Source organism: Luteimonas rhizosphaerae (genome assembly GCF_002849595.1).
Classification (GTDB): domain Bacteria; phylum Pseudomonadota; class Gammaproteobacteria; order Xanthomonadales; family Xanthomonadaceae; genus Luteimonas; species Luteimonas cellulosilyticus.
This window is the reverse complement of record NZ_NRQR01000018.1, coordinates 207,686-218,519: the sequence shown is the minus strand read 5'-3', so window position 1 is coordinate 218,519 and position 10,834 is coordinate 207,686. Positions and strand designations below refer to the sequence as shown.

Sequence of the window (10,834 nt, the reverse complement as noted above, 5' to 3'; positions counted from 1 at the left end):
TTTCGAACCCCGCCGCGCCACCAGTCAACCGGTTCGCCTCAGCGGGGCGCGCATTGTGCATGGCAACATCGAATTCGCAAAGCTTTTTTTCGATGACTTGCGCTTGACGCTCGCGAGCCGCGTCACGATGGTGTTCCTCTCCTCGTTTCCCCACTACAGGTCATCCCGAATGCGTCAGTTCCGCGTCGCGCTCCTCTGTCTGCTGCTCCCACTTCTGCTGCCTGCCTGCGCCTCCAACGCACCGTCCGTCGAACTGGCCGGGCAGCGCTATGTCGTGGAAATCGCCAATACCGACGAAACACGTGCGCGCGGCCTGATGTTCCGCGACCGCCTCGACGACGGCCACGGCATGCTCTTCATCCACGACGCCGAAGCGCCGCTGGCCTACTGGATGAAGAACACGCGCATCGCGCTCGACATCCTGTACTTCGACGAGGCACTGCGCCTCGTGTCGCAGCAGCGCGACGTGCCGCCGTGTTCCGGTGGCGACCGCTGCCCCGTCTATCCGAGCCGCGCGCCGGCGCGCTACGTGCTCGAGCTCAATGCAGGCGAAGCCCGGCGGATCGATCTGCAGGATGGCGCGCTCCTCGAACTGTCGAACATCCCGGCCACGGAATGACGCGTTCGACTTGCACCCGTTCAGGCCGCGCGGCAGGCTCATGCTCATGAGCACCGCACGACCCGACTGGAATGCGCTGGCAGGCGTCGACGACGATGCACTGCCGCTGCTGCAGGTCGCGCTGCTGATCGCGCAGGACGAATATCCCGACCTCGATCCCGGCCACTACGACGCCGTGCTGGACGCGCACGCGGCGCACCTGGCCGTCGAAGTCGACGCGATCGCGTATTCGCCGCTGAAGATGCAGGCGATCAACCGGCACCTGTTCGACGAGCTCGGCTATACCGGCGATCACGACGCCTACTACGATCCGCGCAACAGTTATCTCAACGAGGTGTTCGACCGGCGGCGCGGCAATCCGATCTCGCTGGCGACCATCCAGATGGAAGTCGCGCGCCGGCTCGGCGTGCCGCTCGACGGCATCTCGTTTCCCGGCCATTTCCTGGTCCGTCTGCCGGTCGACGACGGGATGCTGATCATGGATCCCTTCAACAATGGACGGCCGCTGGACATCGACGAGCTGCGCGACCGCGCCCGGCCCCACCTCGGCGGCGATGTGCCCGACGACGACGTGCTGTCGCAGATCCTGCATCCCGCGTCGCACCGGACCATGCTGGCGCGCATGCTGCGCAACCTGCACGGCGCCTACCGCGAACAGGGCGACTGGATGCGCGCGGTGCGCTGCGCGGATCGCGTCCTGAAGCTGGTGCCGGACGCTCCCGACGCGCTACGGGATCGCGGCCAGGGGTATCTGCAGCTGGGCTATCTACCCGGTGCGCGCGAGGATCTGGGGCGCTATCTGATGCGCCATCCCGACGCCGACGACGCAGCGCAGGTGCGGGCCCAGCTGATCGAAAGCGGACGCGCGGTCGCACGGCGGCATTGAGCCGCCACGACGCGACTCAGAGCGCCATCATCTCGAAATCGTCCTTGGTGACACCGCAATCCGGACAGGTCCAGGTCTCGGGCACGTCTTCCCAGCGCGTGCCCGGTGCGATGCCTTCGTCGGGGATGCCGTCCGCTTCGTCGTAGATGAAACCGCAGACGACACACATCCACGTGCGGAAGGCGGCCTGCTGGGTGGACTCGTTCATCGATAATGCCGGGGCAGCGGAAGCGGGAGCGCTGCATTGTCCCACCCCCGCTCCCGTACCGGAACCCACGCCCATGTCGTCCCCCACTCCTGATGCGTCGCCTCCCCGCGGCTTGTACCTGCTGACGCCGGACGACGCCGACACGGCCCGCCTGCTGGAACGGGTCGCCGCGGTCCTGCCGCAGGCGACATGGCTGCAGTACCGCAACAAACAGGCCGATGCGGCGCTGCGACGCGCCCAGGTCGAGGCGCTGCTGCCGCTGTGCCGGGCTGCCGGCGTCCCGCTGCTGGTCAACGACGACTGGCGCCTGGCGGCCGCGCTCGGCGCCGATGGCGCGCATCTGGGCGAGCACGATGGGGCCCTGACCGAGGCGCGCACGGCACTGGGTCCGGCTGCGCTGCTGGGCGCCTCCTGCTACGACGACGGCGCCCTGGCGCGCGCGGCGGTCGTCGCCGGCGCGGGCTACGTCGCGTTCGGCGCATTCTTCGCGTCGCCCACCAAGCCGCTGGCGCGCCGCGCGTCGCCCGCGCTGCTGGCCGACGCCGCCACGCTCGGCGTGCCGCGGGTGGCGATCGGCGGCATCACCCCGGACAATGCACGCAGCCTGGTGGCCGCGGGCGCCGATCTCGTCGCCGTGGTCAGCGGCGTCTTCGACGCCCGGGATCCCCCCGCCGCCGCGCGCGCCTACCGCGCCTGTTTCGACGCTGCCGACATCTGAGCGCCGCCTGGCGGCACGCCGCGTGTGCCGCCCCTTCCTGTTGGAGTTCCGATGGAATCGTCCCAGTCCCAAGCCCTGTTCCAGCGCGCCAAGGCGCTGCTGCCCGGCGGCGTCAATTCGCCGGTCCGCGCCTTCAAGTCGGTCGGCGGCGAGCCGTTCTTCGTGCAGCGCGCGGATGGTCCCTACCTGTTCGATGTCGACGGCAACCGCTACATCGATTACGTGGGGTCCTGGGGACCGATGATCGTCGGCCATAACCATGCCGAGGTGCGGCAGGCGGTCAAGCGCGCGATCGGCGACGGCCTGTCGTTCGGTGCGCCCTGCGCGGCCGAGGTCACGATGGCCGAACGCCTGACCGCGCTGATCCCGTCGTGCGAGATGGTGCGCATGGTCAACTCCGGCACCGAGGCCACGCTGTCGGCGATCCGCCTCGCGCGCGGCGCGACCGGGCGCAGCTGCATCGTCAAGTTCGAAGGCTGCTATCACGGCCACGGCGATTCCTTCCTGGTGAAGGCCGGCAGCGGTGCGCTGACGTTCGGCGTGCCGACGTCGCCGGGCGTGCCGAAGGCGCTCGCGGATCTGACGCTGACCCTGCCCTACAACGATTTCGACGCCGCGACCGCGCTGTTCGACAAGGCCGGCGACCAGATCGCCGGCATGATCATCGAGCCGGTCGTGGGCAACGCCAACTGTCTGCCGCCGCGCGCGGGCTATCTGCAGCATCTGCGCACCCTGTGCTCGCGCCACGGCGCACTGCTGATCTTCGACGAAGTGATGACCGGCTTCCGCGTCGCGCTCGGCGGCGCGCAGGCGCGTTACGGCGTGATGCCGGACATCAGCACCTTCGGCAAGATCATCGGCGGCGGCATGCCGGTCGGCGCCTATGGCGGCAGCCGCGCGTTGATGGAGCAGATCGCCCCGGCCGGGCCGATCTACCAGGCCGGCACGCTCAGCGGCAATCCGGTGGCGATGGCGGCCGGCCTGGCGATGCTGGATCTGGTGTCCGCGCCGGGCTTCCACGACGCGCTCGAGGACAGCACGAACCGTCTGTGCGACGGTCTCGAAGCGGCCGCGCGCGCCGCCGGCGTGCCGTTCACGACGACGCGCGTCGGCGGCATGTTCGGCCTGTTCTTCACCGACGCGACCGACGTGGACACCTACGCGCAGGCGATCGCGTGCGACAGCGCGGCGTTCAACCGGTTCTTCCACGCGATGCGGGAACGCGGCGTGTTCCTCGCGCCGTCGGCCTACGAGGCCGGCTTCATGTCGTCCGCGCACGGGCCGGAGGTCATCGACGCGACGCTGGCCTCGGCGCGCGATGCCTTCGCCGGGGTCGCCGGCACATGAGCGACGGGCCGCGGGACGACGGGGCGGACCAGAGCGCGAGTCCGTTCGAACGCGACCTGCGGCCCGCCTGTCCCGACGGCCTGCGCAACCGGATGTACCGGTTGCTGTTCCACCACGAGACCGCCGGCGAACGCAATTTCGACATCGCACTGATTGTCGCGATCGTCGTCAGCGTGATCGTCGTGCTGCTCGACAGCGAGCCGTCGATCAAGGCGCGCTGGCACGGCGCGCTGGTCGCGGCCGAGTGGGCGTTCACGATCGTCTTCACCATCGAGTACGCATTGCGGCTGTGGGCGGTGCGCCGCCCGATGCGCTACGCGACCAGCTTCTTCGGTGTCATCGATCTGCTGGCGATCCTGCCGAGCTACCTCTCGCTGCTCTTCGCGGGCAGCCAGTACCTGCTGGTGATCCGGGTGCTGCGGCTGCTGCGCGTGTTCCGCGTGCTCAAACTGGTGCAGTACTCCAGCGAGGCCGGCGTGCTGATCACCGCGCTGGCCCGCAGCCGGCGCAAGATCCTGGTCTTCGTGTCCGCGCTGATCACGATCGTCGTCATCTTCGGCGCGCTGATGTACGTCATCGAAGGTCCCGAGCACGGATTCACCAGCATTCCCACCGGCATGTACTGGGCCGTGGTGACGATGGGCACCGTGGGCTTCGGCGACATTTCGCCCGGCACGCCACTCGGCCGCTTCATCACGTCGATCCTGATCCTGATCGGCTACAGCATCATCGCGGTCCCCACCGGCATCTACACCGCCGAGCTCGCCAGTACGCTGCGCCCGAAACGCCGCAACGTGCGCTGCCCCGAATGCGGGCTGCGGGACCACGAACAGGAAGCCTGGCATTGCCGCCGCTGCGGCACCGGCCTGCCGCAGGAAGAATCCGCGCCGTGAGAACGCCGCCGCCGCTGCGGCTGGTGGTGTTCGACTTCGACGGCGTGCTGGCGCACTACGACCGCCATGCGCGGATCGCGGCCCTGGCGCAGTCCGCAGGCTGCGCGCCGGCGCAGGTCGCGGCCACCCTGTTCGACTCCGGACTGGAGCGTGCCTACGACAGCGGCCTGCTCACGACGTCGGCCTATCTGCAGGAACTCGGAACGGGGCTTGGCCGCAACCTCGATGCCGACACGTGGATCGACGCGCGCATCGCCGGCAGCCGCGTCGACCCGGCCGTCCTCGCGCTGGCCACGGGCGTCGCCGCGCGTCTGCCGATCGGCGTGCTGACCAACAACGGCGCACTGATGGCGGACGCGATCCGGCGCATCGTCGCGCCGCTGTTCCCGGCGCTGGAGGGGCGCGTGCTGTGCAGCGGCGCGCTCGGTGCACGCAAGCCCGAACGCGCGACCTTCGACCGGGCACTCGTACACTTCGACGTGCCCGCGCAGCACACGTTGTTCGTCGACGACGTGTTCGTCAACGTACAGGGCGCGCGTGCCGCCGGCCTGCACGCCGAGACGGTGATCGATGCGCGTTCGATGCGGACGGTGTTGCGTCGCTACGGGCTGGCCTGAGGCCTGTCGAGCGCGGCGCGCAACGTCGTCGCGAGCGCGTCGAGGACGGCGCGTGCCGGTGGCGCTGGCGGCGCGTCCGGATAGATCCGCAGCAGGCCGTCACCCGTTTTGCGCGGTTGCACGTGCAGATGCACGTGCGGCACTTCCTGCCCGCCGGCCTCGCGGTTGGATTGCCACAGGTTGAGGCCGTCGGGTGCGAAGACCGCATCGGCCGCGCGTGCGATGCGGGGCGACCACCTGCGCATCCTCGTAGACGAAGCTCGCGGGCAGCGTGCCGGCGAGGATCGCGCAGAACGCGCAGCCGTCCGCGGCGGACTCAGCCGGCGGCGAGGACATCGACGATCGCCGCGCGCAATCGTGCCAGGCCGTCGGCGATGTCGGCGTCGGTGATGTTCAGCGCCGGCACGAACCGCAGCACGTCGGGGCCGGCCTGCAGCATCAGCAGGCCATGAAGCGCGGCATGATCGAGGATCGTCGCCGCCTTGCCGGCATGCTCGGGACGCAGCACGGCGCCGAGCATGAGGCCGCGGCCGCGGACTTCGGAGAACAGGTCGAACTCGGCATCGAGCGCGGCGAGACCATCGCGTAGCGCACGTGACTGACGCGTCACGTTGGCAGCGATTTCCGGCGAGGCCAGCTTGCGCAGCGCGACGCGCGCGACCGCCGCGGCGAGCGGGTTGCCGCCGAAGGTGGTGCCGTGATCGCCGAACTGCATCGCCTCGGCGACCTTCGGGCCGGCCAGCAACGCGCCGATCGGGAAGCCGCCGCCGAGCGCCTTGGCCAGCGTGACGATGTCGGGCACGACACCATCCTGGGGATGCGCGAACAGCGTGCCGGTGCGGCCCATGCCGCACTGGATCTCGTCGAGCACCAGCAGCGCGTCATGGCGATCGCACAGCGCGCGCACCGCAGCGAGATACCCATCGGCGGCCGGCATGACGCCGCCTTCGCCCTGCACGGGCTCAAGCATCACCGCAGCAACATCGCCGTCGGCCATCGCGGCGTCGAGCTGGGCGATGTCGTTGAAGTCGACGTAGCGGAAGCCGCCGGGCAGCGGCTCGTAGCCAGCCTGGTACTTGGGCTGCGCGGTCGCGGTGACCGCGGCCAGCGTGCGGCCGTGGAAGCTGCCGCGCGCAGTCACGATGACGCGGCGATCCGGGCTGCGGCCCTGCGCGGTGGCCCACTTGCGCACGAGCTTGATCGCCGCCTCATTGGCTTCGGCGCCGGAATTGCACAGGAAGGTGCGCGTGGCGAAACCGCTGGCGGCGACCAGTTCGGCCGCCAGCCGCAGCGGCGGTTCGCTGAAGAACACGTTGCTGGTGTGCCACAGCTTGCCGGCCTGTTCGACCAGTGCAGCCACGAGATCGGGATCGTTGTGGCCCAGGCCGCAAACGGCGATGCCGGCCGACAGATCGACGTACTCGCGGCCTTCGCTGTCCCAGACGCGGGCGCCATCGCCGCGCTCGAGCACGAGCTCGCGCGGCCGGTAGACCGGCAGCACGTGACGCTGGGCGAGAGCGATGAGATCGGCGGCGTGGCCGGTTGGCGGCAGGGAGGCAGTCATGGGGTCGGGTCCATCGGAAGCGCAGGCGGTCGCCGGCGTCCGCATTATCGGGCCACCCGCCCGTGCCGCCAACGACAGCGCGCGGACTGCCTGCGATAGCGCCGCGCCGCACGCCCGCGCGCGTGCGGCCGAACGCTCCGCAAGACTGCCACTGCGCGCGGCAGCCCCGTCGGCATCCCGCGACCGGCCCGCTATAGTCCTGCGTCCGCTGTTGGCGGACGCCCGACCCAAGGACCCGTATGGACACGCACCCGATCTCCGCCACCGCCCGCCGCACGCTCCGCTGCGTCGCCTTCGTTGTTACGCTCGCCGCGCTGGGCGGATGCGCCTCGTTCTTCGACGGCCCCACCCACCGCGCCGGTGTCTCAAGCAGCGTGGTCGACTATCTGTATCCCGCCGGCACCCGGTTCGAGCCGGCGCAGGAGGGCGTGCCGGAAGTGCGGCTGCCCGCCCGCGTGGGCCTGATGTTCGTGCCGTCGACGCGCGAGCCGGCCGGCCTGACCGCCGCCGATCGCCAGCAGTTGCTGGTGAAGGTGCGGGACACGTTCAAGGCCCAGCCCTTCATCGACCGCATCGAGATCATCCCCGACACCTACCTGCGCCCGAAGGGTGGCTTCGACAACCTCGAGCAGATCGCCCGCCTGCAGGGTGTGGATATCGTCGCGCTGGTGTCCTACGACCAGGTTGCCGATACCGGCGAGACCGCCGCCTCGTTTCTCTACTGGACCATCATCGGCGCGTACACCGTGCCGGCGACGCGCAACCAGGTCAGCACCTTCGTCGAGACGACGGTGTTCGACGTGGCCTCGCGCACGCTGCTGCTGCGCGCGCCCGGCCAGGACCAGCGCGACGCGGGTTCCACCGCGATCCGCGTCGGGGACACCCGCGAGCGTCTCGGACGCGAGGGCTTCCAGGCCGCGATGGACGACATGAGCACGAACCTCGACGTGGCGATCGCCGATTTCAGCACGCGCGTACGCGAAGAGGGCCAGGTGAAGCTGGTCGACCGCCGTTCGGGCAGTAGCTGGCGCGGCCGCGGTGGCGGCGGCAGCCTCGGATTGTGGGAACTGGGCGCGCTGCTCGGCGCGCTCGCGCTGCTGCTCGCGGCGCGGCGCCGGGGCTGATCGCCCGGCCTGACGCCGTGTCGCCGTCCATGCTGCAGGCGCGCGTGTTCGACGCCCTGGTGCTGGACCGCGACGCGGTGCTCGCCGGCCAGCTGTGGCGGCTGTGGAGTGGCCACTGGATGCATCTGGACCTGCGCCACGCCGCGATCAACCTGGTCGCGCTGGTGCTGATGACGCTGATCGCCGCGCGCATGCGACAGCTGCGCCCGCTGCTGGTCGCGTCGCTGTCGATGATGCCGCTGACTGCGGCCGGGCTGCTGCTCGCCATACCCGACCTGCAGTGGTACGCCGGTCTGTCAGGGCTGCTGCACGGCGGGGCAGCCTGGCTGCTGTTGCGCCGTGGCGGCCGTGTCGCGGCGATCGGTGCCCTGTTGCTGGCCGGCAAGCTCGTCTGGGAGCACTGGGCGCCGGCCGCGGAGGCGTCCGCGTTTCCGGTGATCCATGCCGCACATCTGGCCGGCGCACTCGTCGGCGCCGCGCTGGCGCTGCCGGTTGCGCGGCGCGCGCGGCACCGGCCGGCCCATTGATGCGCGCGTTGCGCGCGGATCAGTCCAGGAACAGGTCTGGCAGCAGCGGCTGCGTGGGATCGAGCGCGTAGGCGTCGAGATCGGTGATGCCGGCTTCGGCCAGCACGTCGTCGTCGATCAGGAAGCGGCCATGGAAGCCGGCGGCGTCGCGGACCAGGACCGCATGCGCGGCGTCGCCCATGATCGTCGGGTTGCGGCCATTGCCGCGCTCGACGCCGGGAATCATGTTCAGTGCGTCGGTGCCGATCAGCGTGCGCGGCCACAGTGCGTTGACCGCGACGCCCTGCGGTCCGAACTCGGCCGCGAGCCCCAGCGTGACGAAGCTCATGCCCATCTTCGCCAGCGTGTACCCGGTGTGCGGCGCCCACCATTTGGGATCGAGCGACGGCGGCGGGCACAGGGTGAGGATGTGCGGGTCCGGCGCCTTCAACAGATGCGGCAGGCAGGCCTGCGCGCACAGGAAGCTGCCACGCGCGTTGACCTGCTGCATCAGGTCGAAGCGCTTCATCGGCGTGTCGAGCGTGCCGCGCAGCCAGATCGCGCTGGCGTTGTTGACGAGGATGTCGATGCCGCCGAAGGCCTCGACGGTCGCGGTGACCGCGGCGTGCACCTGGTCTTCCTCGCGGATGTCGCACCGGAGCGCCAGACCGCGGCCGCCCGCAGCGTCGACCGCGCGCGCGGCGCTGTGGATCGTGCCGGGGAGCTTGGGATTGGCGACCTCGGATTTGGCGGCGATCGCGACGTTGGCGCCATCGCGCGCAGCGCGTTCGGCGATCGCCAGGCCGATGCCACGCGAGGCGCCAGTGATGAAGAGGGTCTTGCCGGCCAGGGTCGACATGCGATCGCTCCGGAGTCTGCGGATGGCCGGGCATTATGCGGCGCGGCGCGCAGCCCGCCGCTGCAGGCGGGATTCAGTCGCAGCGGCAATACTGGACGGCCGTCCCGCCCGGATCGACCGATGCCACGTGCTGCCTGCATCCTGCTGCTGCTCGCGTTGACCGCTTGCAATGCACCGCCCGCGATCGTGCCGGAGACGGCGGGCGCGTTCGACACCGCGCTGCCGCTCGGCCCCGATGCGGTGTGGCGCGGCGACGTCACGGCCTGCCGTACCGGCGACGTGCCGGTCGAAGAGTGCCTGCGCACCACGATGCGCGATGCGGAGGCGACGCCGGCCGCGCTGGCCGCGAACGCGCGCGTGGCCGATCGCGGCGATGCGGGTTACATCGCGGCGTGGCGCGAGTCGGACGGCGTCGGCATCGCGACGCCCGAGTATCCCTTCCGCGCCAACACCAACCAGGGCACCTGGCTGGTCGACGCCGCCGGGCGCGTCATCGACGTCGACGACGACCCGCTGGCCGATGTCGACACCGGGCGCCAGGATCTCGTCGCGTTCCGTCGTGCGCATCCGGATGCGAGTCCCGTCGCGCCGGCCCAGCCTGACGGCAGCGAAGCGCTGGCTGGCGGCGGCGTGCGCCTGCTGTTCGTCACGCCGATGCGGACCTGCCGCGCATGCGCCGATGTCGGCACGTTGCGGATGGGTTACGACTTCGACGAGGCGCGGCGTTTCAGCGGGCGCCGGGTCATCGGCATCGAGTGAGCCGCATCGGCGCTCAGGGTTTGGGCCCCTGGCCTTCGTTGTCTTCCCACTTGAGGATCTTGCGCGTCACCACGCGGTAGACCGGCTTGCCGGTGCGGAACCAGACGTCGCGCAGCCACGAGGTGCGCTTGAGCACCCGTTTTTCCACCGGCGTCAGCGCGGCGCGGCAGTACATGCGCTTGTGCTTGAGCAGGTGGCGCAGGTCCTCGCGCGCCAGCAACCGCATCCAGCGCGAGCGCGGCCGGCCGACGACGGCGAGCTGGAAATCGATGATCGCCGGGCGACCGTCGTCGAGCACCAGCCAGTTCGCTTCCTTGGCCAGATCGTTGTGGGCGAGACCCCGCCGGTGCAGCGCCTGCAGCAGGCGTCGCGCGCGGCGGAAGTACGCGAGATCGCCATGCGGCGGTCGCTGGTACATCGCCGCGCCGGACATGTAGCTGCGGTCGAGCCGACGTCCGTCCCAGGCCAGCAGCTGGGGCGTGTCGGCGAGCCCGGCCACCTGGCGCAGCCCGCGTGCCTCGCGCCGCGCCAGCGCCCAGGCCGGCCACCGCAGCCACAGCGGCACGTGACGCAGATCGCGCCGCACGAACAGGCCATCGCGGCCACGCATCAGCGAGATCCGGCCGAAGCTGTCGGACTTCAGCGCCTGGACTTCGGTCGCGGCGGCGGGATCGGGGGCGGGAGACGATTCGGACATCGGCCGATTGTAAGTCGCGCGGCCGCCCCGACGCCGG

General features: G+C 70.5%; 14 protein-coding genes. 9 read left to right on the top strand and 5 right to left on the bottom strand.

Going from position 1 to position 10,834, the window contains the following annotated elements; genetic code table 11:
• Positions 1-169: 169 nt before the first annotated feature.
• Positions 170-619: a DUF192 domain-containing protein gene (locus CJ022_RS09475; RefSeq protein ID WP_101926399.1), complete on the top strand. Its 450-nt coding sequence runs from the start codon at positions 170-172 to the stop codon at positions 617-619.
• A gap of 46 nt (positions 620-665) precedes the next feature.
• Entirely contained in the window at positions 666-1,505 is an 840-nt protein-coding gene (locus CJ022_RS09470; RefSeq protein ID WP_233198669.1) for a SirB1 family protein, read from the top strand.
• A gap of 16 nt (positions 1,506-1,521) precedes the next feature.
• Here CJ022_RS09470 and CJ022_RS09465 read toward each other — a convergent pair whose 3' ends face one another.
• Positions 1,522-1,713 (bottom strand): rubredoxin, encoded by a 192-nt coding sequence (locus CJ022_RS09465; RefSeq protein ID WP_101926397.1) that lies wholly within the window; start codon positions 1,711-1,713, stop codon positions 1,522-1,524.
• A 73-nt stretch (positions 1,714-1,786) separates the two neighbouring features.
• On the opposite strand from CJ022_RS09465, the gene thiE reads away from it, so the two are divergent.
• Genes thiE through CJ022_RS09445 form a run of 4 tightly spaced genes read left to right on the top strand, consistent with a single transcriptional unit; the run spans position 1,787 to position 5,288 of the window.
• Positions 1,787-2,431 (top strand): thiamine phosphate synthase, encoded by a 645-nt coding sequence (thiE, locus tag CJ022_RS09460; protein ID WP_101926396.1) that lies wholly within the window; start codon positions 1,787-1,789, stop codon positions 2,429-2,431.
• Positions 2,432-2,482: 51 nt separating this feature from the next.
• A complete protein-coding gene (hemL, locus tag CJ022_RS09455; protein WP_101926395.1) occupies positions 2,483-3,778 on the top strand; it encodes a glutamate-1-semialdehyde 2,1-aminomutase in 1,296 nt (431 codons plus the stop codon).
• Positions 3,775-4,671 carry an ion transporter gene (locus CJ022_RS09450; RefSeq protein ID WP_101926394.1) on the top strand — a complete coding sequence of 299 codons (897 nt, stop codon included), beginning with the start codon at positions 3,775-3,777 and terminating at the stop codon, positions 4,669-4,671. Before hemL ends, CJ022_RS09450 begins: the two co-directional genes overlap by 4 nt.
• Positions 4,668-5,288 carry an HAD family hydrolase gene (locus CJ022_RS09445; RefSeq protein ID WP_101926393.1) on the top strand — a complete coding sequence of 207 codons (621 nt, stop codon included), beginning with the start codon at positions 4,668-4,670 and terminating at the stop codon, positions 5,286-5,288. Before CJ022_RS09450 ends, CJ022_RS09445 begins: the two co-directional genes overlap by 4 nt.
• Here CJ022_RS09445 and CJ022_RS09440 read toward each other — a convergent pair.
• Together CJ022_RS09440 and CJ022_RS09435 are read right to left on the bottom strand one after the other, a co-directional pair.
• On the bottom strand, positions 5,273-5,533 hold the full coding sequence (locus CJ022_RS09440; RefSeq protein ID WP_233198668.1) for an HIT domain-containing protein: 261 nt from the start codon (positions 5,531-5,533) through the stop codon (positions 5,273-5,275). The genes CJ022_RS09445 and CJ022_RS09440 overlap by 16 nt on opposite strands.
• 71 nt (positions 5,534-5,604) lie before the next feature.
• Positions 5,605-6,852 carry an acetylornithine transaminase gene (locus CJ022_RS09435; protein ID WP_101926392.1) on the bottom strand — a complete coding sequence of 416 codons (1,248 nt, stop codon included), beginning with the start codon at positions 6,850-6,852 and terminating at the stop codon, positions 5,605-5,607.
• A 239-nt stretch (positions 6,853-7,091) separates the two neighbouring features.
• Between CJ022_RS09435 and rhlP the strand changes: the two genes are divergently transcribed.
• Positions 7,092-7,976 (top strand): rhombotarget lipoprotein, encoded by an 885-nt coding sequence (gene rhlP, locus CJ022_RS09430; RefSeq protein ID WP_101926391.1) that lies wholly within the window; start codon positions 7,092-7,094, stop codon positions 7,974-7,976.
• A gap of 17 nt (positions 7,977-7,993) precedes the next feature.
• Positions 7,994-8,503, top strand: coding sequence for a rhombosortase (gene rrtA / locus CJ022_RS09425; protein ID WP_143703928.1), 510 nt, complete (start codon positions 7,994-7,996; stop codon positions 8,501-8,503).
• 19 nt (positions 8,504-8,522) lie between these two features.
• Here rrtA and CJ022_RS09420 read toward each other — a convergent pair whose 3' ends face one another.
• A complete protein-coding gene (locus tag CJ022_RS09420) occupies positions 8,523-9,341 on the bottom strand; it encodes an SDR family oxidoreductase (RefSeq protein ID WP_101926389.1) in 819 nt (272 codons plus the stop codon).
• A 120-nt stretch (positions 9,342-9,461) separates the two neighbouring features.
• Between CJ022_RS09420 and CJ022_RS09415 the strand changes: the two genes are divergently transcribed.
• Entirely contained in the window at positions 9,462-10,100 is a 639-nt protein-coding gene (locus tag CJ022_RS09415) for a hypothetical protein (RefSeq protein WP_101926388.1), read from the top strand.
• A gap of 13 nt (positions 10,101-10,113) precedes the next feature.
• On the opposite strand, the gene CJ022_RS09410 is transcribed toward CJ022_RS09415, so the two are convergent.
• Positions 10,114-10,797, bottom strand: a complete 684-nt coding sequence (locus CJ022_RS09410) for a protein kinase family protein (RefSeq protein WP_101926387.1) — start codon at positions 10,795-10,797, stop codon at positions 10,114-10,116.
• Positions 10,798-10,834: the final 37 nt, after the last annotated feature.

Excerpts from the sequence above, each read along its gene's own strand:
- thiE (WP_101926396.1), top strand. The coding sequence starts at position 1,787 with ATGTCGTCCCCCACTCCTGATGCGTCGCCTCCCCGCGGCTTGTACCTG.
- rhlP (WP_101926391.1), top strand. The coding sequence starts at position 7,092 with ATGGACACGCACCCGATCTCCGCCACCGCCCGCCGCACGCTCCGCTGC.
- CJ022_RS09475 (WP_101926399.1), top strand. The coding sequence starts at position 170 with ATGCGTCAGTTCCGCGTCGCGCTCCTCTGTCTGCTGCTCCCACTTCTG.
- CJ022_RS09465 (WP_101926397.1), bottom strand. The coding sequence starts at position 1,713 with ATGAACGAGTCCACCCAGCAGGCCGCCTTCCGCACGTGGATGTGTGTC.
- CJ022_RS09415 (WP_101926388.1), top strand. The coding sequence starts at position 9,462 with ATGCCACGTGCTGCCTGCATCCTGCTGCTGCTCGCGTTGACCGCTTGC.
- CJ022_RS09420 (WP_101926389.1), bottom strand. The coding sequence starts at position 9,341 with ATGTCGACCCTGGCCGGCAAGACCCTCTTCATCACTGGCGCCTCGCGT.
- CJ022_RS09440 (WP_233198668.1), bottom strand. The coding sequence starts at position 5,533 with ATGCGCAGGTGGTCGCCCCGCATCGCACGCGCGGCCGATGCGGTCTTC.
- CJ022_RS09410 (WP_101926387.1), bottom strand. The coding sequence starts at position 10,797 with ATGTCCGAATCGTCTCCCGCCCCCGATCCCGCCGCCGCGACCGAAGTC.
- CJ022_RS09450 (WP_101926394.1), top strand. The coding sequence starts at position 3,775 with ATGAGCGACGGGCCGCGGGACGACGGGGCGGACCAGAGCGCGAGTCCG.
- hemL (WP_101926395.1), top strand. The coding sequence starts at position 2,483 with ATGGAATCGTCCCAGTCCCAAGCCCTGTTCCAGCGCGCCAAGGCGCTG.
- CJ022_RS09470 (WP_233198669.1), top strand. The coding sequence starts at position 666 with ATGAGCACCGCACGACCCGACTGGAATGCGCTGGCAGGCGTCGACGAC.
- CJ022_RS09435 (WP_101926392.1), bottom strand. The coding sequence starts at position 6,852 with ATGACTGCCTCCCTGCCGCCAACCGGCCACGCCGCCGATCTCATCGCT.